This window comes from Vibrio sp. 10N.261.46.A3 (assembly GCF_041472995.1).
Taxonomy (GTDB): domain Bacteria; phylum Pseudomonadota; class Gammaproteobacteria; order Enterobacterales; family Vibrionaceae; genus Vibrio; species Vibrio coralliirubri.
This window is the reverse complement of record NZ_JBFRRH010000011.1, coordinates 72553-94923: the sequence shown is the minus strand read 5'-3', so window position 1 is coordinate 94923 and position 22371 is coordinate 72553. Positions and strand designations below refer to the sequence as shown.

The following is a 22371-nucleotide window of genomic DNA, read 5'->3' as shown; positions in this document are numbered from 1 at the left end:
ACGCTAGAGGTCTAGCGCGATACTTTGCGTCTCCCACGCGTGGGAGATACCACTGGCTATCACCATCGTCCTGCCAGGCACTTGAATGAATAACGAGTTAAATGTCACGCTAGAGGTCTAGCGCGATACTTTGCGTCTCCCACGCGTGGGAGATACCACTGGTTATCACCATCGTCCTGCCGAGCACTTGAATGAATAACGAGTTAAATGTCGCGCTAGAGGTCTAGCGCGAAGCTTTGCGCCTCCCACGTGTGGGAGATACCACTGGTTATCACCACTGTCTTACCGAGCACTTAAATGAATAGCGAGTCGAATATCACGCTAGAGGTCTAGCGCGAGACTGGCCGTCTCCCACGTGTGGGAGATACCGCTGGTTATCACCACTGTCTTGCCAAGCACTTGGATAAATAACGAGTTAAATGTCACGCTAGAGGTCTAGCGCGATACTTTGCGTCTCCCACGCGTGGGAGATACCACTGGTTATCACCATCGTCCTGCCAGGCACTTGAATGAATAACGAGTTAAATGTCACGCTAGAGGTCTAGCGCGAAGCTTTGCGTCTCCCACGTGTGGGAGATACCACTAGTTATCACCACCGTCCTGCCGAGCACTTGGATAAATGACGAGTTAAATGTCACGCTAGAGGTCTAGCGCGATACTTTGCGTCTCCCACGCGTGGGAGATATAAGGGTTCACGTTAGGCATATATAGCTTCCATATATGGCATCATTATATTTGTCATTCTGAAATGTTTAGCATATTTCCAAAGTTTCCCCTGATCTAGCTTGTTAGCTTGCTTTGCCTCCGAAAGTGCTGCAATAGCAACATCTATGCCAACCTTGCTACGGAACTTAAAGCAATCAACTATCGTCCGTTCAGCGTCCGTAACCAAAACAGGGACGCCATCGATAACTGTTGTGATAATCCCAATATCCTCTGTATCTCTACTACGAATGATTCTAATGTTTGGATACTCAACCTTGGGAGCTCTCTCGCCCTTTCTGATACATACCCATACCTGAAAAGGTGCTTCTGTGGTGAGATTATGGTATCTCAGAGCTGACAAGAGGCAGATAACGCCTTTTTTAGCTCTAACACCAACTTCTGCAAATGACTGCATTTCAGATTCTTCTCTACCAATATATCCGTACAGTCCACGCTGTATCCTCTCTATAAAGCCTTTTTCTACGGCACGAGAAAGGGCAGCACGTGTTATGTCGCACTTTGCAGCATCAGAGGTTGTAAATATGGAAAGTTTTTTAAGCTGTTCAAGATGTAGTGGGTTCATAAAAAATGATACGTTTCGTCATTACTTGTGAGTAATGTATGGCAAAACGTATCATTCTTCTACAACATTTGAGTAATTTAATCTTGTCTATAGACCAAATACTACGATTAGCACATTACCATCATCACGAACGCCACCTATGATGAGTAGATACAGGAGCGGCCAAAAGACGAGAGTACTTAAGGTGGGGGGGGGGTAAATTATTAAGAAAAAACCATTAACACCTTCTATGCCAAGCTAGGTGATAGAACGTTCAATCTAATTAAAATGTCAAAACACAAATGAGTTTGCAATCTGTCAGGTTTGATTAAACCTGAGTTGAAAAATGACAGATTGCGCTCAAACAACCCTGCTTAGATAAACTAAACTTCTAGGTTTTCAATCAATAAAGCTTGTTCATCTGCGAACTCAGTGAGTAGCTCTTCAGCTATATCAATGTAATGCGGATAGCGACAACAAAATAGAATAAGCTTCCTCTTTTCATCGATCACTGCTCGTACATTGTTCATGCCATTATCTATACAAAATTGGTTTTTATCCCACTCGTATTGAACAGCGTGTTCAGCGTTAAATTTGGTTGTAGATAACTCATTTAGAACATCTCCGATGTCCATTTTCGGAGTCACCACCAAAGCTATTTTGCAATATGGCACTTCAACCGCCTTAACTAATTGACCATTAAAATTTATCTTATCAAACAACAAGTTATATAGCACTCCTTTTTCCCACTCCAAATATTCCAGTTAAACAGTAGCGCCACACAACACTTAAATGCGCTTAAAATAGTAAAGCCTCACATTTTAATGCGCATAAAAGTGTAATAATAAGCATGAATAACGCTTTAAATAAGGTGCTTAAATGGATCGTACACTGCTTAAAAACCTAGTAGTCTGGAAAGAAAATATAACCAGAAAGCCTCTCTTAATTGACGGAGCTAGACGAACAGGAAAGACCTTCCTACTAGAAGAGCTTCTAGGAAAATCATTTGAAAATGTTCTAAGAATCGATTTTCTAGAAAACCCTGAATTTATAAAGGCTTTCGCTGGTTCTCTCAACCCTGATAAAATCATTACTAATATTGAACTTTTAACTGGTAAGGTCTTTGATTTATCGACAGATCTTCTCATCCTCGATGAAATTGGCGAGTGCCCGAGAGCTATGACAGCTCTAAAATATTTTGCAGAGAAGACCCCTAAAGCTTACGTCGCCGCATGTGGCTCCAATATCGATCGACTCACGTCATTTCCAGTGGGCAAAGTAGAGCAATACGAGTTAAGGCCACTTACTTTTAAAGAGTTTTTATGGGCCTCTGAACAGAAAGCTCTTCAAAAAGCCTACGAGCAACAGTTGAATTCTGCCGCAGTCCATACCAAGTTACTTGAGCTACTTACTGATTATTACGTTGTTGGCGGTATGCCTGAAGCCGTAAACTCGTGGTTCGAAAACTCTCAACTCAGTATCATTGACCGAATTGAAGCCGTCTCTGAAGTCCATCGAAACTTAATTGAGGGCTACATGCGTGATTTCGGAAAATACTCTGGAAAAGTGGATGCGCAACTCATCGAGTCTGTATTTAAAAGCATCCCAGCCCAGTTATCTTCGGTATTCGATGACTCCGTTAAACGGTTCAAATTCAAGGGCGTTCACGAACGCAAATCTCGTTATGCAGAGTATGAAAGTGCTATTTCCTGGCTTCATAAGTGCAAACTCATTTTAAAGAACCACCAAATCGATGGACAGCCAAGAGCTCCGTTGTCAGCATATAAGAAAGAAAACATCATTAAGCTGTTCCTCTTCGATATTGGACTACTTAACCATATGCTTGGCACTAGCTACCGTGAAATGAAGCTACAGAGCTATGATAACAAAGGCTATATCGCTGAGAATTATGTACAACAAGAGCTAGCTGCAATGGGATTTGAGCCCTGTTACTCTTGGAGAGATGCACGAGCAGAGATAGAGTTCATTATCGCGGACGAGCTAGATCGTATCATTCCTGTTGAAGTAAAAAGCGGAAAACGCACTCGGGCAAAATCACTGCAATCCTATATCGAGAAGTGCAGCCCTCACAAAACCATTAAGCTGACGGGAGCTCAAGGATCTCCAGCATCAGAAACAGAACACATTGATATGCCTTTGTACTACACGGAATACTTGCTTGAGCATCTGAAGGGGGGCGATGAGTGAAGGTTGGAGGTATGAGTATGTGTGCTAACGCATGTTCCAGAGGTTGCCACTTACGAGAGTCACTGAAGTCCAAACGATAAAAACTTCTCAGTTCGTAAATTGCTAACCGCACTTTACGAACCATTATCAATGTTTCTTCATGAATGGTCAGCCTACAATCATGAAGACATATTTTCTTTTTGTTTGCTGCGGATCGCGGTAATGAAACTAACTCGACCTATTCAAACCGACAAGGTTTGGGCATAAGCTATATTAACAGCCCCTCATCTGGAGCCTCCTCAAAACCCAACGCGCGATAACCTTTCTCTCTTTTCTTAAACATCCTCGACAACATTGGGATTTTCGGGTCGACGTAGTCGATAACTTTAACTTCATCTTTCCCTTCAAACTCACGCTGAATTCGCCCCACATACTGAATAAGCGAACCTTTCCAGGATACTGGCAGTGCCAATATCAGCGTATCTAATCTAGGTAAGTCGAAGCCTTCTCCAATAAAGCGCCCAGTAGCAACAAGTACTTCGGTGGTTGCTAGTTTTGCCATAACTTCCGCTTGCTGCTTTTTTTTCATAGCTCCAACAAGCATTTGGTGGTTAAGTCCAGTATCCTCTAACATCCTAGAAATGATATTGGCGTGCTCTCTTCGCTCTGTTAATACAATGGGAACTTTTCCTTTAGCAACTTCATTTTTGATGTCATCAACTATGACCTTGTTACGTTCAGAGTGCAGCATCAACCAGCGATATACATCGGAAATATGCGGTTTAGGCTCATCAGAAACCAAATTTAGAGGGACTTCAAATGATAAGACTTTCTTTTCCAATCGCTGAACTAACCGAGCTCCTTGCTCGGACTTGATGCTATGCCTAACCTTACCCGCCTGCATGAAGATAATCGGTTGATGCCCGTCTCGTCGCTCTAAGGTAGCACTTATACCAACAATAAACTTGGCATGGGATTCAGATAAAACTCGTTCAAATTGAGGTGCGGATAAATGATGGCACTCATCGACGATTATTTGCCCATAACCCTGAACCAATTTATTAACGCTGTTGTCACTTCTATTGACCAAACTTTGATACGTCGCAATATCGATCTGCCCCGTGGGCTTCTTCTTGCTTCCAGTCCACACACCAACCTCAACACCCTGAGCAAAGACCTTTAATCTCTCTTCCCACTGCTCGACGAGTTGTTTATTGTGAACCAGCACTAAAGTATTAACCTTCCTTTGGCATATCAGGCCAATCGCGGTAATCGTTTTGCCGAACGCTGTCGGCGCATGAAGCACACCATTCTCATATTGAAGAAGTATATCGACAGCTTTACGTTGTGCAGAACGCAGAGAACCGACAAATGTGATAGTCGCTAGTTGCTTCCCTTTAACTCTCTTATCTTCTAGCTGTAATGAAATACCATAAGAAGAACAGATATCCTTCAAATCATCCAAACACCCTCTAGGCAAACTCAAGTAGCCACTGTCTATCTCCGCTAGACAAATAAACCGAGCAATGCCATTTGTCGATAAGCGCAATCCCTGAGCTTTGAAGAATTTAGGATTTGAGAAAGATGCGATTTTCTTTAACTGGGCGATTAAAGGGTTAGGAAGACTAGACAACGAAATATAGAGTCTATTAGCGATGACCACTTGCAACACGTTAGGGCAATCCTCTATGACAATTCTCGTTGGTAGCGAACGCTCCCAAGGGGCTTGCTGACTGCTATCAGCCGATATTTGCTCTTGGTGTTCATAACTGTTCAAAAGCGTTTCAATTTTTACAGATGGAACACGCTGTGTTGAAACCAGAGCAGCCCATTGATCGACAAAAGAAACAAAGGACTGATCAACAAATGTCGAGTTTCCACATGAACGTGATTGCTTTTGCAATGGCAAAGCTATTAGATTACCGATCCCCCCTATAGGCAGAACATCTTGGTTAGGAAATAGCCTATCGTAAGACTCAAAAGATAGAGCCCCATGAATTTTCATCGCTTCATCTAATAGGAAAAAGCCCATCTGACGAGCTAGCTTGGCTTCTATGGCTTGCTCGAAGAAAATCCACACGTGTGCTCCATTCCCTGACCTTGATCGCTCTAGTAGACAATCAATTCCATTCTGTTGGCATGCATCAACATAGGCTTTTGACGCTAATTGCCAATCGCTTTTGTCGAAATCAACAGCTAACAACCAACATGTGTTGTTTGGTTGCATTGGGTATAAGCCAATAACTTCTTGTCCTACTAGGTGATTGTAGAGTGCTTCTTCGTCTAGTGATTTAAACGCCTGGTTGGGACACTCCAAGCATTTAATTTTAGGTTTGTTGCAGAGCCCTTGCTGCCATTCATTGTGGCAAGCGACTGCATAACCACTTCTCCCTTTATTATTCTGCCAACGATGCGCGTAACAATTTTCATTCCCTTTAAAGTAGCTCTTAAATAAAGCGATCTTTTGATCTGGAGAATATTCCTTTGGGGTACTCGCCACGACGCTATCGCCTTGAGCTAGCAAAGATTGACGACGCTGTTCTAAGTGGCTTAACTTTGCCCTTAACTCTAAGATCTGCTGTTCAATCTTTTCAAGCTCATTCATATTTAGTCCCAGCGGCAAGTCCGACAACACAAATCAGTACATATTAAGCCATAAGCATTATTGCTAACTACCTAACATATTGACCAAGCTTTCTAGCTTATTATGATACCAACGTCCCAACAATTAACAGCATAACGCAACATGACACTTCAACACGTTCCTTTTGGCTTGAGAAACGAAGACCATTCCTTTGTGGATGTCTCTGATGTACCTCGCGGAAAGAAATGTGATTGTATTTGTCCATCTTGTCACACTCCACTCATAGCCCGACAGGGGGAAGAGAAGCAGTGGCACTTTGCCCATGCAACTCGCAAAGTAGATAAAACCGATAAGGAGTGTGACTTTTCCTTCTTTGTTTCAGTCAGAATGATGGCAAGGCAAGTTATCGAAACAGGTATTAGGATCGATCTCCCAGAGTACAAGTGCACTGTAGCTCGCCAGGCTAAAGGAACTCACTTCAAAGAAGAATTTCTGGTAGCAAAACAAACAACTATCGAACTAGAAGACGTACATAAGGAAGCACCGTTTTCAAATTGCGTTGTCGACATTGTTGGTAAGGTTCAAGATTTCTCTTTTGTCGTCTACTTTACCCACCCAAATCGCCCACTCCCTGCGGAGCTTCATGTCTCTGATAACCAACAAAGTGGTGTGCTAGAAATTAAACTCGATGATACACACCACTTATTCAAAGAAGATAGATCTGGAACTCGACAACTAGATAGGCTGAAGCACTTTCTACAAAATGACCTGCCATCTAAGAGTTGGGTATTTCATCCACGAAAAGCGTCAATGCAGAAAGCAGCATATCAACGTTTAAACTCGGCTATCGCTAGCTATCAACCCAAACCTCACTCAACAACTAGTCACTCTAGTTCTAGAGACCGTTCATCCTCTCTACACAGTCACCCTTGGCTTATGCCAAGAAACAAGCCGATAACTCCTCCGCCACCGATACCCAAAAGAACAGCAACATTCGAATGCATCATGTGTAACTGCCAATGGCAAGCTTCATTACCAGGGCAACCTACCTGCCCCAAATGTCATAGCCATTTGTATGCTAGCGAAATCTCTTCGAGATAAAAACGCATCAAGTGTTCATTTACTTCCCCTGTTCATTTTTTATGAACAAACCTAAAAAAATGAACAGAACCTGATACTCCCTGCTTTTGTTTCTCAGGCTCGAGCTCTTTAAACAACTAATGAGTAGTTAAGGTTGCATAAATGAAGAAAAACCAAAACAATGAGTAGTACAGGTGTCATTATTGGCAAATACTTCTTCCAATCAATCACCGATGAAATTTATTTTTAGCGTGAACATTGGCCTATTTTTACCCACAACACATATGGAAATAACTAACTCTTAATCAGCACGACGCAATACAGTATGCTCCACACTACCATGCTAATTTGAACAACGAGCAGAGCTCCAAACTGGAAGCCTACAGAGGCTTCCCTGTCTGCTAATGAGTAATATTTTATACATTAATTGATAAAATCAAGCCTTATGAGTATTATACTACTCATGAAAAGAATGGAGCCCTCAATGGAAGAGTTAAACATACAAGCTTTTATCAAAGGTGAATGGCTAGATATTGCTATCATTTCATTTCCTAAAAGTGAACAGAACAACTTCCGAGTGACTGAACTCAATTACCTCGGAGACTACGCATTAGGACATCACGAAAAAGATGACCTACACGCCGTATCAGTGAACCTGCCTGTATCTTTTTTCTTTGACGACATGGGGCGGCCTGGATGGCTAACTTTTCTTGATGACATCATGCCAAGTGGGGCAAGCAGACGCTATTGGGTCAAACACCTAGACATTGAAGATCTTTCAATTGATGAACAAGACTATGTTTTACTAAAATTTGGCACAATGTCGCCTATCGGCAACTTGCGAGTAAAAGACTCTCTACCAGAACGCTATGAAGAGTCAGATACCCTCTACTTTTCTCTAGACGATGTAAAAAACCGCGCAAGTGACTTTTTAGATTATGCTCAACAAAGAGGGGCTGCGGCTGGCGGTGCAACAGGCGCAGGAGGTGAAGCACCAAAACTAATCTTGCGTTGCTCTAAAGAAATCACAGAGCGAAGTAAGATATGGATCGACCCTTATCAAGATGATAACACCAACCAAGATCTACACTATTTAGTCAAGTATCCTAGAGGCTCAAGAAGCACTGTTGACTGCAATATTCTTCGAGCTGAGTTTCATTATTATCACGAACTCACCGCTATGGGTTTTGATACCATACCAATCCAAAATATGCGATTAGAAGAAGGATTAAACTACCCTTCTTTATGGTTACCTAGATTTGATATTCGTTTTAACGAAGAGCAACAGATTGAAAAATTCGGAATGGAGTCTGTTTACTCCATTTTGAATAAAGGTGCAGGCGTAACTCTAGAGCATGAAGCGACGATTAGAACGTTAATTGAAAAAATCACCCATAGTCATATGGTGCAAAATCAAGGGTATGACTTTGATGTTCAGAGCTTTGTTGTAGAGTGGGTAAAGAGAGACTTACTTAACATCCTATTTGGCAATAGCGACAACCACGGTAGAAACACCTCATTCTTAAAAGGTGATGGTTATATTAAATTAGCCCCAATCTACGATTTTGCTCCAATGAAAGCCGATCCAGAAGGTATTCCAAGAACTACAAAATGGAAAGCCCCACTAGAAGTTGGAGGCACTTACAATTTTATCGGTATTGCAGAATCACTGTCTGACCTTGTGCCGAGTGAGCTCTTACTGAGCGAGCTTAAAGATACCTCAGAAAAATGTCTGGATCTTAAAGAAAGACTGATCGCTCGTGGGGTTCCAGAGCAGATCATTAAAATGCCAGCTATTGGATTAAATCATATCCCTGAAAAATTGAAAAAATGGGGGCTGTTATGAGCAATAATAACAAGTCATCTAAAGAGTCTATAAATGATGTCGTTAATCGTCTCCGACATAATCGCAAACAGGTCTCTAGTCCTCACAATACAAACAGTGACGACAACGTAAAGGCTGATACTGTTAACCTCGGAGGTCGCACTTCTCAAAGGGCATCAAAAAAGACTCTACCTCCAAAAGCAACCGAACGCAGCAGGATAGTAAATCAAATAGTTAAACAACTACTGTTCGGCGAACTAACCCAAGGTCAGGCACTGAAAGAGCTTCGGATCAATGTTTTAGGTTTAAAGCAAGATGTTTACGCAAGGCTCGTAGATGTGTCCCGAAAAACCCTCTCTGATATAGAGAATGATCGTGGTAACTACAAAACAGACATATTGAATAAAGTCTTCAAACCTTTTGGTCTAAAAGTTGGTCTAATCCCGTCCTCATCGAGTATGCTAAACTCATTGCTCGATAATAACTGATCACCTACTGATAGCTAACGGTCGCAGATAATTTTAAGATTATTTTGCTATGATTTCGTCAGTCCGTAATAGCTAAAAGTTATATTTGGACGGGGGTTCAGTTCCTTTTGAAGTAGGATTTTCATGTAACATTCAATGTAACACTAAATTCAAACAACCGTTTTAAACTATTGAATCCTATACAAATGAGACAACCATTCAACTCCCGCCAGCCCACCAAACGTTTGGAAAGGGCCAACTCGAAAGAGTTGGCCCTTTTTGTTTGTCTGAATCTTATGCATTAGTAAATAAAATCATTTATAACAAACACTTATCTACCAATATCAAAAAACAGACTCTCAAAAAAAAGCCACACATCCCAATACTGAAATGTGTGGCTGTTTAGAACTGTTCTGATACGAACTTAGATAAGTTTAGGGATTACTCCATATCACCTAACAAGTAATCTTCATCACTACTCACTACCGCACCATGTTTCAGGAAGTTCTTGCCTAAGATCATACTGTATTCGAAGCGAGAGCGGTCTTGAAGGTTTACCCTCACCTCTTTCTCTAGGTCTCCGAGCTTAACCTTCATTTCTACTACAGGGCGAATGTTTACCTTCTCGCCTTTCTTGGCTTTAATGCGCATTACATCAATCACTGGCTTGGTGAAATCTTGCTTATCGCCTTGGTTGTTTTGATAGGTAAAGCTCACCATGTCTTGACCATCTTTCTTAAATCGTTTGATGTTGACTGCGTTCATTGAGCTTACATCCGCACCAGTGTCGAGCTTGGCCGGGAACTTCATGCCGTTGACTTCAACGACTTCGATGTGCCCAACTTTAAACAGTGGCTCAGCTTTCAGAAGGTAATCAGAACGCGTATTAACGTAAACGCCCTCTTTCGCCATCTTCTTACCTAAAATAAAGTACGCTTCTTTCTCATTTGTATTAAGCACATCGATGGCAAACTCTTGCGTACGCACTTTTCCAGACACCGCAAACTCACCACTTACAACCGGACGAGTATCATCCCCGACTTTAAGCTTCTTAATAATTGGCTTGGTCACCTTCTGCTTCTCACCATTTACATCGGTAAGATAAAATTCAACGGAAGCATCTTTGCCTTTACCTGTCATTTCAAAACTGTCGACCTTCAACAAAGGCGTATTGACAGTGAAAGAAGCCACAGCCTTAAGCGGGAAGTCATCTAGGGTGATGTCCTCTTCCGGCGAGATAATCATAGGCTCACCAGACTCAGCTACATCACTAAAATTCTCTGAACCTTCTGATAAAATATTCTCAGCACTGGTGTCGATCATGAAGAGTTCGCTGGCGGTGCTGGTTCCAAATCTCAACTGAGACTCACTACTCGAGCGCTCACGTAGGTACACCAGAACGTCTTTAGTTGTGTTTTCATCGAGTTGAACAGGCACATACACCAAAGGTCTCTTCTTACCGCTCACGCTTAACATACGAACCAACGGCAACGTCATCTCTTTTTGCTTGCCGTCGTTGTCGAACATATCAAACGTCACTTCTTTGTTCTTTTTGTCTATGTCGATGTCTTTTGCATGCAAAATGCTGTAGCGATTCTTTAAAGAGAAGGTCGCATTCATCGCCATTCCAGAGATAGAAACCACCTCTTTACGGCCAACCACCGTTGCGTTCTCTTGCTCTTGTAAATAGTCGTAACCTGCAAACACCAATGCGTTATCTGCAAGGAAGGTTTTGCCGATCAATACTGGCGCAGAGAAATGGCTTCTGTCGGTCAGGTTAACGTCTGTTTTTAGCTCTTGCTCTGCAATGGTAAGCGACATTTTTACGGTAGGACGAAGTAAAGGCGTGCTGCTAGTGCGGCTGCGTATCATACTGACACGCTCTAAAGGCGCTTCGATTAATACCATGTCTCCCGTGCGTGGGTTTTGGACCTTAAAAGAGACCACAGCTTCATATTTCGCAAAGGTGCTGCCACCCCAATCATCGTAATCAACATCGGAATTGTTCAACAGGTCTTCGGTTAACGCCGCCATCAACTCTTTGTCTTTGAGATTTTGGTAATCGGGATTAGAGCTCTTCACATGAATGTCTTCAGCATGCATAGAAGTGGTTTCTGCACCGGTATCAATTTTACCAATGAAAGGAACGTCTTTTAGCCCTTGAACGCTAGATAAGTACACGTTCTCAGTGCGACCTAATACCGACTTACCATCGAGTTCGTAAGTGGGATTTTGAGTGGTAGGTGAAGTGTCAGTAGCCAAAGTGTATTGTGAAAAAAGTAGAGTGCTTAAAAGAGTTAGAGCCAAAGGTATCTTTTTCATTAGTTGGTCCGTTGTGATCAGTTCACTAATAATACTGGCGTTTCCGCGAAGAGTTCCCCCACCAGCAATGGTTCTCACATAACGTTAACGCTATGAGTTTTTAAATGACAAACCGATGACTTTGCGCTGCATTCGCTTATCGATTATTGACTAATGGATACCCAATAACCTTTTCAATGCTCGGTGTTCTATTGAAGAAATGAATACAAAAAAGGCCAACGACGAGCGCTGACCTTAGCGATTCAAAACACACCTTAAGCGAGTTTAACTTGCTAAAACACAAACGGTTCTAGATAAACATAGCACTAAAAAGTCCCGACTGTTTTCTTTGCACAGATAGCTCGAGCTTTTTCTGCGTCCTCACCTTTATTTTTGAGATAGCACTGTCGATAAGATTCGACGTAGCGCTCAAATAACACCTTGGCTTCAGGTTGTGGTTTAGAGAGCAGTTGGTTAACGAACTTTCTTGATCCAACCTCAAAATGCTGAGTATCGATGGGGCTATTCCAATCCCCTCCCCAGATCATAAATCCGTGATGGGCAAACAGCTCAACCACATCTTCTGCCATGCCGCGGCGTTTTATTTCATTACGCGCACGAAAGCGAGTACGATTCACATAGCTTGTCGCAGATTGTGAAGGCTTTACCGTTATTTTTCCGTTGCTATCGAACTCTAAGAAAGGGTTTTGAACTGGGTTGATGTCTATCGCCACACCATAGGCATGCTTCGACCAACCTCCTCCGCCTGTAATAGGACGAGCGTTAAACGCGCTGCTGTTGTTCGCGTCCATTGAGGCGTTATCGTCACCTCTGAATTCACGCATAAGGCGAGCAGAATGAAGAGGAAAATTGCGCAGTTTAAGCTCTGAAAAGATTTGTTCAACCGCAGGCGCAACAACATCAAGCACGATCATATTGCCCTGTTGAGTTTCCCCTTTGAAATTAATGAAATCGAAATCCACTTTGGATAGTCGCTCACAACCAACAGGCGCACCACTGCTCAAGACATTGTTCTTTTTCATCATGTCGCATTGCCATTGAGATATAGGGGCAACTTGGGCATAACTCGCAGCACTGAGCACAGTGACCAGCCAGCCGACAATAAAACGTTTCATATCAAAGACTCAAAATAGTAAGAGTGAAAAGTAGCAGAAGTTGGAAAATAGCATATTAAGCCAAGTTGAGCGCACGCTTTGTTAGCGCGTTTTATCCCAATAGACAATCTCTCGAACTCGTCCGTTCTGGTCGACATCCGCTTCTCCACCAACATCCGAAAGCTCAGGTAAGGTCGATAATTGCGGAGCGTAATAGGCAACCAACATAAGTACGAACGCATCGTAAATATCGTCTATCGCGACGTCTTTACGTTTAGTGTTTGAAATGGCCAACGACAAGCCGTTACACCATTGAGGGGCGAGTTGCTGAATAATAGAAAGCCGTTCTTCTTTGCCTTCTGGCGTTCGTTTTGAAAAGGTCAGAGGTGCGCCTTTCAATGCCGCAAACACCACCTCAGGATGTGATTCCCTGATAGAAAGATTGGGATGAGTTTGAATGAGCTCATCAAGCTCACGGAGCTTGGGCACAATTCCCCAAGTCTGTTTAGAAAACTTCTTATCAAGCTGCTCAACATTGGCATTACATCCCGCAATGTAATCGGTTTGATAAACCGCCTCTCGGCACGGAACAGGAAACACGGAAGAGCCACGCTTGCTGGTGAGAAAACGTCTTGCTGCTTTATCGCATAATCTATCTGGAGTAAGCGGATCGCTAAAGCCAATCGGCATATCGATTAACGTTGTTGCTCCCGTAAGGTCATCAACCAACTCATCGAGGGTGTTTACCACTTTAAACGCAGGTATCTCATTGTCAGAGACAATCCAAGCGATCCAACCCGCCTTGCAGCCATCAATTCCGATGTATTTCATTATGTTCTCGATGATTAGTTTGTTGAGGGTTATTTGGGATAACTAGCCCACTTAATGATCAGTGCCACTCACTAATAAACAGCCGGCTTTTTACACCACGTACCTGCAAGCCCATTGCATCGAACACCTCTTCAAAGTCTCGACACTGCGCTGGTATGTTAGGTAACGAAAGCGCGGCTTCTGAAAAGAATTGTTGTTCAAAATGAGCCGAATCGTTCCAAGCGAGTTGCCACCACTCTAGAATACGAGACTTAGACGAGCGCAGCTTTTCAGCCGTAGGAACTTTGTCACTTTTACTTAAGTTCTCTTTGCTTGTAGTAGGAAAGAGGTTCCACTTATCGTTGTTTGGCCAGTAAGCGAAAGGCAAACAATGATCAACGTGATACTCACTTTTTAATGTTTTTCCACTCCACACGCTGACAATGTCGGCACGATCAGATCTAAGTTGCTCGACACGTTTACGCACATCGCGAGTATCGTGGTTTTGATCGATCCATACCAAGCAGTCGTGATACGTCTGCAATGAGATACTTCGCTGTCGGTTCAACTCGAAACGCTGCATCTCCATGACCCATTGATTCACCACCAGCGGTTCAATCCAAGAGTGGTAGATTCTAAAGCACTCCCACAGGCTTTCATCGAGAGTGAAATAGCCAAAGCTTTCTAAGAACTCACTATCAATGACCAGTGATTCTCGGCTCTTCCGTCGTTTATGAGGTGGGTATATATCGAATAGTCGGTTGTCTTTCGAGCCTTGATAAATGAAAGTCACAGGTCCTGATTTAATGGTGCTGATCGTTTGTGAAAATAGCTTTTGTAGAGCCTTGGCTTCATCGCCGAGAAACATAGCGCCTATCGCTAGATCATCAGCACTTAAGTGTTTGAGTTTATTCCACCCATCCTCTTTTACAAACCCAAGTCCCTTTGTTGTGTTGCTATTTTGCTGAATCCCGACGCCTTCTATGTCGATATCAATCAGTCGCTTAAACTGCCTAACCCAATACAGCGCGACCAAGCCCACTGGTAGAGAAATTTTCCCATCAGTTCGATCAATCACAGCGCCTGAATGAGCATCAGCAATTCTCAGTAGAGTTCTCAACAAAGCCAACTTGTATGTGGCCGACTTGTTGTCATTCACAATAATATGGCGCACCTTGTTCAAGTCACCGGAGCCATCATCTGGCAGTGTCATCACCACGGTTTGCCACCACACTTCACTGCGGTTCAATGTGTCTTGGCTATCATCGACATGACGAACCAACAAGGCGCTGTTTTTTGATAAACGCTCTAGCTCTTCAACCGAGACTTCATAGCCTTGTCGACTGTCTTGAAACTCCCCATGACGCAGAGTGATCACCAACTTGCCATTTGGAGCCAGTAAGTTAGACAACTTTCTAAATGCACGCTCTCGATGAGACGGAGCGAGATGCATCCAAACCGCACTCACCAATATCAAGTCAAAACGCATTCCGAGGTTTTCGGTGCGGCTAAGGGAGGGAAGTGAATCATCAATCCAGGTAACACTTGGGCCTGTATATTTAGAGCCTTGTTCACGTAATGAAGCACTTGGTTCTATCGCAATAACATCAGCTCCGGCTTTGTGCATCCATAGCGCATCACGACCGCTCCCTGCACCGACATCTAATACTTTATCGCCCTCTAAAGGCCAATAAGCTTGCCAGCTTTTATGCACCGTCTCGAACGTCACTGAGTTGTACTGCTGGCAAAGTGTGTGAGCATTTTTATCGTAAAAAGGAATCGATGAGGACATATGCGCTATTGGAGTAAGGAGTCTATCTCAATAGTAATGGGGAGCTTAGGCGATTGCTAGCAGCTCATGCAAGTTCAGCCACACCGAGCAATATTTATCGTTAGTGACTGTTTTATATCAATATCCACCCAATAAGCTCATCAGGCGAATCAGTCTCGTCAGCAAAACAAAAACAAACAAGGTGCAAGCTGACGTGCGAACAGAGATAATTGTTTGAAGATGAATAACTCGCCTAAAGCGCCTAGCTGATAAAGACTAATGAACACATACTCGCACATAGATACCCCATTCAACCTGCGCCACACCTGTTGGTTTTGTGGTGAACCTTCCAATGATGTTGTTGAATTCCCTAAGACTGCGCAGGCTGTTGCCAAGATTGGCCACTCACCGATAGCACTGCCGGCTTGTAATGAGTGTGCGAGAATTAACTATTCAAAGAATCTGACCTCAATTTGGTCTGTGCGCGATCAGATAAAACACACTCTGATAGACAAGTACGCTAAACACCTTGGCATCGGTGAGAACTGGACGGAGCAAGAGCTTATTGATTCTGATTTCTCGGGTTCGACACTCGGTGGGTTTGGGCGCAGCGCGTGGAAAATGTATCAAATCGCCAAGCAACGCGTCGATTATAAAGGCTGGCCTTTGTCGGTTGATGACATCCCACTTGAGGTATACGACGAAACCAGTGGCTTTGAGTTTGACGGAACTCGTTATGCCTCAATCAATTCATGTATCGACTATTTCACCAAAGCAGCAGGCGTAGACAAAGAGCTGTTGTCGCAGCTTGTCGACATTGTTTCATCAGAAAGGTTTAGCTACGCACTGCGAATCGCCAAGTTGAACAAGAGTGTCTCTAATACCAAGCGCTCGGAGATCGTCGAAGAGGTGCTGCAACAAGAGTCTGAACAAGAAGAGATACTGCTTGAGCAAGCTAATTCAATGTTTAACCCAAACGTCGAAGAGGTGAATATTTCAGGCTCAATAGCGCCTGTATTTGCCATTCAGTGGGCGCTGGCCAACAAGGTTAAAGATTTAGCCCACCTTTGTGCTCTCGAAGATGAGTATTTTGACTATTTCGAGCACCTCGGCGGCCCTGCAGCTTTCATGTCCTATAACGGCCTACAACTCTACTTGGAATCGCGTCAAGATCCGGAATGGGTAGAAAAATCGGATCCAAATAAACAGTATTGGTGATCATAAGACATTACTGGTGAACACGTGTAAGCTCGATAACTGTGTCAAACACCCATTGTTAGTCCTTGTTTTATATAAAGATCTAAAAATAGCCCGCTATCACAGTTAATTGTTGCAATTCGGTTAAATAGAGTGAAAACTTCAAGCATCTAAAACTATTTAATCACTGCCATCTGCGGTGAGTAAGGAGTGAGTTGTGCTTGCTGTTCTTCGTATTATTTTGGCTACGGTGTTTATTATTTTCACCACTCTATGTGCTTTTGTTTACTGCTTGTTTAGCCCCAAGAACCCCAAGCATGTGTACGTTTTCTGTCGTTGGTTCAACCAACTCCAAAAGATCATCGGGGTAAAACTGGTGCAGCGCGGCCTAGATAATGCGCCTACACCGGAAAACAGCGTCTACATCTCTAACCACCAAAGCATATTGGACTTTGTGACCGATCCAGGAATGCTAAGACCGCGCACCGTTTCATTGGGCAAGCGCGATTTGTTGTATGTGCCTTTCTTTGGCCTGCTGTATTGGATCACCGGTAACATCATGATTAACCGCGAAGACAAGTCCAAAGCACGCGATACCATCAAACAAGTGGCGGAAGCGATTCATCAGAGAAACCTGTCTGTTTGGGTTTACCCGGAAGGAACCCGTAGTAAAGGGCGTGGATTACTGCCATTCAAAACAGGCGCTTTCCGAATGGCGATTGAAGCTGGTGTGCCTATCACCCCGATGTGTACCAGCACCACACACAATAAGATCGACTTTAATCGAGCCAATAATGGCATTGTGATCACCGAGATGCTGGAACCTATCGATGTATCCGGATACAAGCTTAGTGATGCAAGAGAACTGGCCAATCGCTGTCACGTACTCATGGCAGAGAAAATCGCAGAGCTTGATGCAGAAGTGGCTCGTTTAGAGGCGCAGCAAAAACCAGAGTTGGATTCAGATCGTTCTTCTACGAACTAACTCGCAACGAAACCACTGAGTCATCGCTCAGTTACTTAAAAAGACACTCAACGATCGCAACTCTCATTGTTCTTGTTTTACTTGCTGGCGCTTATCCGCAAAATAAAAACCGGCGTTATCGGCTTTATAGAGCAATGGGAGTAAACGATGGAAGTGATTCACCATGGTGGCAAACATACTGTCACAGGATCTTGTCACGAGCTAAGAGATTCAGGCCAAGCGGTGCTCATCGATTGTGGCTTGTTTCAAGGTTTAGATCTTCAAGGTAAAAAGCTTCAAGGTGCGGACACACGCCCTCTTGATATTGAATTTGCAACATCCCACCTCAACGCTCTCCTGCTGACCCATACTCACATTGATCATATTGGCCGATTACCTTGGTTACTCGCCAGTGGATTTAACCAGCCAATTTATTGCACGCAAGCTACCGCTGAACTTGCCCCTTTAATGATTGAGGATGGCTTAAAACTGCAAGGGCTCAGCAATAAACAATCGAAGCTGATACTCAAAAAGATTCATTCGCTAATTGCTCCCAAGCCTTACGGGGAATGGTTTCCAATCACGTCTAAACAGCAAAACAACGGAAAGAATCATCATAGGCCAAATACTTTACATGCTCGCTTTCAACCTGCTGGGCACATCTTAGGTTCCGCCTATATCGAGATTAAGTTACCCAACCAAGAAGTAGTTGTGTTTTCTGGAGACTTGGGCCCAAGTAACACACCACTGCTGCCGGATCCCAAGTCACCACAGCAAGCCGATTATCTGTTTATCGAATCCACTTATGGCACCAGTACACATGATGATATTGCTACGCGATCTGAGCGTCTCAAGGCCATTATTGATCGTTCACTGCTCGATGGTGGCGTTATTCTAATCCCGGCTTTTAGTATCGGCAGAACTCAGGAATTGCTGTTTGATATCGAACACCTGATCTTTGAGCATCAACTCAGTAGCGATATTCCTATTATTCTCGATTCTCCGATGGCTCAAAAAGTGACGCGTTCATACCGACGCTTTAAAGAGTTGTGGGGACAAGAAGCAAAGCAGCGTCTTGAACTGAAACGCCACCCACTCGCTTTTGAGCAGTGCATTACTGTTGATGGACATAGAATGCACAAGAAAATCGTGAATCGCCTCAAGTCGACAGGTGAACCCGCGATTGTGGTCGCAGCTTCTGGGATGTGTCAGGGCGGCAGGATAATGAACTATTTATCTGCCTTGCTTCCCGATAAACGGACGGATGTGATTTTAGCGGGCTATCAAGCGCACGGGACGCTCGGACGAGAGCTGCAACAAGGCGAAATGCAGGTTTCTATTGATAACAAAGACGTTGAGGTTAATGCTCAAATTCATGGTATGTCTGGCTATTCTGCCCATGCTGATAAAGAGGATCTTTACCAATTTATAGACGGCATCGCGACTCCACCGAAAGAGGTGCATTTGATTCACGGCGAGCCAAATACTCAGTCTGAATTCGCTCAAGAATTACAGGCGCGAGGGTTCGTGGTTGTTTGAAACAGACATCAAATTAGCCACTTTCACTAGGTAGATATTAAAGCCTCAATAATCAAACCTTCAAAATCCACAGTCTCTTAGACCTGCTAGCTCACCCGATGCAGGTGATATATTCCAACCTACTTATCCCACCATTCCTATATCAGCCGTTTATGCTAAGCGGCTTTAACCGCTGTTTTTCGCGATTTCATTTCTTATGCGCACCTCAAGATCCCCTTTCTGTATTAATCACTATTTATTCATTTTTCAAAACACAACAAATAACGACCAGTTGCATATCAGGTTAAATAGAACGATTATCGAATTAGCACTAAGCATTAACAAATACCCTCTATAACTTGCTTTATGTCACAGTAATCCTAATGCGCAGTTAAATAATTTAACACTCGGGTTACAAGTGAAGTATTGTGTTGTTCGAAAAACAATCATAAGCAAAACTAACAGGGAAAATACTCATGCAGTCATTCGTTGATTTTTTGAATGGAATAATCTGGAGCCCAGTACTTATCTACCTATGTTTAGGTGCAGGTTTGTTCTACTCCATCATGACTCGATTTGTTCAAATCCGTCACTTCTTTGAAATGTGGCGCTTGCTACTATCGGGTAAAAGCTCATCAAAAGGCATCTCGTCTTTCCAAGCTCTAGCCGTTTCGCTATCTGGCCGTGTCGGTACAGGTAACATTGCTGGTGTTGCTGCCGCTATCGGTTTCGGTGGCCCAGGTGCCGTATTCTGGATGTGGGTTGTAGCCTTCTTTGGCGCCGCGACTGCTTACGCAGAATCTACGTTAGCGCAAATCTACAAAGAAGAAGACGAAGGCCAGTTCCGTGGTGGTCCGGCTTACTACATTGAAAAAGCAATGGGTCAGAAGTGGTACGCATGGATCTTCGCTATCGCGACTATTTTTGCATGTGGTATTTTGCTTCCAGGTGTTCAGTCAAACAGTATCGGTAATGCTGTAGAAGCTGCATTTGGCTCAGGTGACATGATTGAAACAGCTGTCGGTACATTCAGTTTCGCTAAAATTTTCACCGGTACTGTTGTTGCTATCATCCTTGCTTTCATCATCTTTGGTGGTGTTAAACGTATTGCGAACTTCACACAAATCGTTGTTCCTTTCATGGCATTGGCTTACATCATCATCGCGTTCGTTATCATTCTGCTAAACATCAGCCAAGTGCCAACGGTTTTCGCAATGATTGTTGGTGATGCATTCACACCTATGGCAGGCTTCGGTGCTGCAATTGGTTGGGGTGTTAAGCGTGGTGTTTACTCAAACGAAGCGGGTCAAGGTACTGGTCCTCACGCGGCAGCGGCTGCAAGTGTTGATCACCCAGCTCAGCAAGGTTTGGTACAAGCGTTTTCTATCTACATCGATACTCTTCTAGTATGTTCTGCTACAGCGTTCATGATCATCATCACTGGTGCTTACAACGTTCATGGCGGCGCTGAGGGTGTGTTCCTTGTTCAGAACCTAGCAGCAAACATTGGTGCGAATGGTCCTGTATTTACACAGCTTGCTATTGAAAGTGCACTACCAGGCATTGGTAAGCCATTCATCGCATTTGCTCTGTTCTTCTTCGCATTTACAACGATTCTTGCTTACTACTACATCGCAGAAACAAATATTGCTTACCTACGTCGTACCATCAAGATCCCTGGCATGATGTTCGTACTTAAGCTTGTTCTTATCACTGCAGTTTTCTATGGCACAGTTAAAACAGCGAACCTTGCATGGGCAATGGGTGATGTTGGTGTTGGCTTGATGGCATGGTTAAACATCGTTGGTATTCTGATCATCTTCTTCATGTCTAAGCCTGCGCTTAAAGCTCTAGCAGACTACGAAGAACAGCAGAAACAAGGCGTAACTGAGTACACGTTCAACCCTGTAAAACTAGGCATTAAAGGTGCTACTTACTGGGAAGAGAAGTACAAGCGTAAAACAGGCAAGTCTCCTGAAGCAGAAGCTGCAGACACTAAACCTGTAGAGCAACCTTCAGCTTAAGCTTTCCTTAGCAAATAGATCGCTTTAAAAAATAGCGCTATTAATAACGCATAAAAAAGGGGTTAGCCATTTCGGCTAACCCCTTTTGTTTTATTCATAACCAATAAACGGCTTATAACAAACTAACTGTTCCCGAGTTAGAGTATTAAGCAGCGATTTCTTGTGTTGCCATTTGAGGTGCTTTCTTCTCACCGATAGGCAGTACTGTGCGGCCGTATTCGTTGTTGATTACTTGTGCCATTGCAAAGTAAATAGCTGAAGCGCCACAGAATATACCTTCAAAACCAGCGATAGTGCCGATTAGTTCGCTGCCAGTGAAATCACGAGCTGCAAGTAGGAAGAACAAGATAGTTAGTGAACCGAATACTACTTGCTTCGCCACTGGGTAGCATAGAGAGCCGATGAACATGAAGCCTGTGAAGATGCCCCATAGTAGTAGGTACCAACCCATGAATGCTGCAGGGCTTGCAGGTAGGCCCATGTAAGGCATCACGATTAAACCAACCAAAGACAACCAGAATAGGCCGTAAGAAGTAAACGCAGTTGTACCGAACGTGTCACCACGTTTGAAACACATTGTGCCCACGATAACTTGGCTCAAACCACCGTAAAAAATACCCATAGCAAGAATCATTGAATCGATTGGAAAGAAACCTGCGTTGTGAATATTAAGAAGAATAGTGGTCATACCGAAACCCATTAAGCCTAGTGGCGCTGGGTTAGCTAGTTTGGTCGACATTGCGAATTTACCTTATTAAAGTGGTTGATTAAAAAAAAACGATAAAAGTTATCAGAAAATTTTAATCTATAAACCGTACAACTAGGTAATCCAGTTATCGAAAACTAAGATTGTGTAAATGATCTTATGGAAAATTAGTTTCATAACAATACCAATCAATTCACAGAAACTATAAGTAAACAAATTACCTGTCACGTATCGACTCATTAGATCGTCATTCCAGAATCGAGGGACGAGATATCTGGAATCTGCCCTTAGACATAAATACCAACCGTAAACGCCAGAGATTCCCTATCACGTTCGTTCCTCACTGTAGGGAATGACGAAGTTTGCTTAGATGCGAGTAAACGAGATACGGGATACAAAGAGCGAGTTGAGGTTGAAGTAAGTGATATGCATATGAAAAAGATGCGGGTAACGAGATTCGGGATGCGAACTGCGGGCTCAGATTGAGTAAGCGAGAAACTAAATAGCAAACACGAGCAATAATAAGTCGGTTTTTTCGCTACTCGTTTACTCGCA

16 protein-coding genes are annotated in these 22371 nt (G+C 43.3%); 8 read left to right on the top strand and 8 right to left on the bottom strand.

Going from position 1 to position 22371, the window contains the following annotated elements; genetic code table 11:
• Positions 1-697 precede the first annotated feature (697 nt).
• Together AB4484_RS04200 and AB4484_RS04195 are read right to left on the bottom strand one after the other, a co-directional pair.
• On the bottom strand, positions 698-1288 hold the full coding sequence (locus AB4484_RS04200; protein WP_372076576.1) for a type IV toxin-antitoxin system AbiEi family antitoxin domain-containing protein: 591 nt from the start codon (positions 1286-1288) through the stop codon (positions 698-700).
• Between the two features lie 362 nt (positions 1289-1650).
• Complete coding sequence (locus AB4484_RS04195) at positions 1651-2022, bottom strand: hypothetical protein (protein WP_372076574.1); 372 nt, start codon at positions 2020-2022, stop codon at positions 1651-1653.
• Positions 2023-2146: 124 nt separating this feature from the next.
• On the opposite strand from AB4484_RS04195, the gene AB4484_RS04190 reads away from it, so the two are divergent.
• Positions 2147-3475 carry an ATP-binding protein gene (locus AB4484_RS04190; RefSeq protein ID WP_372076572.1) on the top strand — a complete coding sequence of 443 codons (1329 nt, stop codon included), beginning with the start codon at positions 2147-2149 and terminating at the stop codon, positions 3473-3475.
• A gap of 247 nt (positions 3476-3722) precedes the next feature.
• Here AB4484_RS04190 and AB4484_RS04185 read toward each other — a convergent pair whose 3' ends face one another.
• Complete coding sequence (locus tag AB4484_RS04185; RefSeq protein WP_372076570.1) at positions 3723-6059, bottom strand: TOTE conflict system archaeo-eukaryotic primase domain-containing protein; 2337 nt, start codon at positions 6057-6059, stop codon at positions 3723-3725.
• A 141-nt stretch (positions 6060-6200) separates the two neighbouring features.
• Here AB4484_RS04185 and AB4484_RS04180 point away from each other — a divergent pair, with 141 nt between their 5' ends.
• The 3 genes from AB4484_RS04180 to AB4484_RS04170 all read left to right on the top strand — a co-directional run bounded on the left by AB4484_RS04180 (position 6201) and on the right by AB4484_RS04170 (position 9431).
• Positions 6201-7139 (top strand): competence protein CoiA family protein, encoded by a 939-nt coding sequence (locus AB4484_RS04180; protein WP_372076568.1) that lies wholly within the window; start codon positions 6201-6203, stop codon positions 7137-7139.
• Between the two features lie 463 nt (positions 7140-7602).
• A complete protein-coding gene (locus AB4484_RS04175) occupies positions 7603-8964 on the top strand; it encodes a type II toxin-antitoxin system HipA family toxin (RefSeq protein ID WP_372076566.1) in 1362 nt (453 codons plus the stop codon).
• A complete protein-coding gene (locus AB4484_RS04170) occupies positions 8949-9431 on the top strand; it encodes a helix-turn-helix transcriptional regulator (RefSeq protein WP_171349763.1) in 483 nt (160 codons plus the stop codon). Before AB4484_RS04175 ends, AB4484_RS04170 begins: the two co-directional genes overlap by 16 nt.
• Positions 9432-9851: 420 nt before the next feature.
• Here AB4484_RS04170 and AB4484_RS04165 read toward each other — a convergent pair whose 3' ends face one another.
• From AB4484_RS04165 to AB4484_RS04150, 4 genes are all read right to left on the bottom strand, one after another.
• Positions 9852-11732: an ATP-dependent zinc protease gene (locus tag AB4484_RS04165; protein WP_372076564.1), complete on the bottom strand. Its 1881-nt coding sequence runs from the start codon at positions 11730-11732 to the stop codon at positions 9852-9854.
• A 305-nt stretch (positions 11733-12037) separates the two neighbouring features.
• On the bottom strand, positions 12038-12847 hold the full coding sequence (locus tag AB4484_RS04160; RefSeq protein ID WP_372076562.1) for a M15 family metallopeptidase: 810 nt from the start codon (positions 12845-12847) through the stop codon (positions 12038-12040).
• Between the two features lie 81 nt (positions 12848-12928).
• Complete coding sequence (locus tag AB4484_RS04155; protein WP_372076560.1) at positions 12929-13657, bottom strand: DUF429 domain-containing protein; 729 nt, start codon at positions 13655-13657, stop codon at positions 12929-12931.
• A 58-nt stretch (positions 13658-13715) separates the two neighbouring features.
• Positions 13716-15428: a class I SAM-dependent methyltransferase gene (locus AB4484_RS04150; RefSeq protein WP_372076558.1), complete on the bottom strand. Its 1713-nt coding sequence runs from the start codon at positions 15426-15428 to the stop codon at positions 13716-13718.
• A gap of 258 nt (positions 15429-15686) precedes the next feature.
• On the opposite strand from AB4484_RS04150, the gene AB4484_RS04145 reads away from it, so the two are divergent.
• The 4 genes from AB4484_RS04145 to AB4484_RS04130 all read left to right on the top strand — a co-directional run bounded on the left by AB4484_RS04145 (position 15687) and on the right by AB4484_RS04130 (position 21110).
• Entirely contained in the window at positions 15687-16625 is a 939-nt protein-coding gene (locus tag AB4484_RS04145) for a hypothetical protein (protein ID WP_372076556.1), read from the top strand.
• A 196-nt stretch (positions 16626-16821) separates the two neighbouring features.
• Complete coding sequence (locus AB4484_RS04140) at positions 16822-17589, top strand: 1-acylglycerol-3-phosphate O-acyltransferase (RefSeq protein ID WP_372076554.1); 768 nt, start codon at positions 16822-16824, stop codon at positions 17587-17589.
• Positions 17590-17736: 147 nt separating this feature from the next.
• Positions 17737-19107, top strand: coding sequence for an MBL fold metallo-hydrolase (locus AB4484_RS04135; RefSeq protein ID WP_372076552.1), 1371 nt, complete (start codon positions 17737-17739; stop codon positions 19105-19107).
• 455 nt (positions 19108-19562) lie between these two features.
• On the top strand, positions 19563-21110 hold the full coding sequence (locus AB4484_RS04130) for a sodium:alanine symporter family protein (RefSeq protein ID WP_017069529.1): 1548 nt from the start codon (positions 19563-19565) through the stop codon (positions 21108-21110).
• 145 nt (positions 21111-21255) lie between these two features.
• Here AB4484_RS04130 and AB4484_RS04125 read toward each other — a convergent pair whose 3' ends face one another.
• Positions 21256-21849 (bottom strand): acetate uptake transporter, encoded by a 594-nt coding sequence (locus tag AB4484_RS04125; protein ID WP_010440610.1) that lies wholly within the window; start codon positions 21847-21849, stop codon positions 21256-21258.
• Positions 21850-22371: the final 522 nt, after the last annotated feature.

Coding starts and splice junctions, on each gene's coding strand:
- AB4484_RS04200 (WP_372076576.1), bottom strand. CDS start 1,288: ATGAACCCACTACATCTTGAACAGCTTAAAAAACTTTCCATATTTACA.
- AB4484_RS04190 (WP_372076572.1), top strand. CDS start 2,147: ATGGATCGTACACTGCTTAAAAACCTAGTAGTCTGGAAAGAAAATATA.
- AB4484_RS04185 (WP_372076570.1), bottom strand. CDS start 6,059: ATGAATGAGCTTGAAAAGATTGAACAGCAGATCTTAGAGTTAAGGGCA.
- AB4484_RS04180 (WP_372076568.1), top strand. CDS start 6,201: ATGACACTTCAACACGTTCCTTTTGGCTTGAGAAACGAAGACCATTCC.
- AB4484_RS04175 (WP_372076566.1), top strand. CDS start 7,603: ATGGAAGAGTTAAACATACAAGCTTTTATCAAAGGTGAATGGCTAGAT.
- AB4484_RS04170 (WP_171349763.1), top strand. CDS start 8,949: ATGGGGGCTGTTATGAGCAATAATAACAAGTCATCTAAAGAGTCTATA.
- AB4484_RS04165 (WP_372076564.1), bottom strand. CDS start 11,732: ATGAAAAAGATACCTTTGGCTCTAACTCTTTTAAGCACTCTACTTTTT.
- AB4484_RS04160 (WP_372076562.1), bottom strand. CDS start 12,847: ATGAAACGTTTTATTGTCGGCTGGCTGGTCACTGTGCTCAGTGCTGCG.
- AB4484_RS04155 (WP_372076560.1), bottom strand. CDS start 13,657: ATGAAATACATCGGAATTGATGGCTGCAAGGCGGGTTGGATCGCTTGG.
- AB4484_RS04150 (WP_372076558.1), bottom strand. CDS start 15,428: ATGTCCTCATCGATTCCTTTTTACGATAAAAATGCTCACACACTTTGC.
- AB4484_RS04145 (WP_372076556.1), top strand. CDS start 15,687: ATGAACACATACTCGCACATAGATACCCCATTCAACCTGCGCCACACC.
- AB4484_RS04135 (WP_372076552.1), top strand. CDS start 17,737: ATGGAAGTGATTCACCATGGTGGCAAACATACTGTCACAGGATCTTGT.
- AB4484_RS04130 (WP_017069529.1), top strand. CDS start 19,563: ATGCAGTCATTCGTTGATTTTTTGAATGGAATAATCTGGAGCCCAGTA.
- AB4484_RS04125 (WP_010440610.1), bottom strand. CDS start 21,849: ATGTCGACCAAACTAGCTAACCCAGCGCCACTAGGCTTAATGGGTTTC.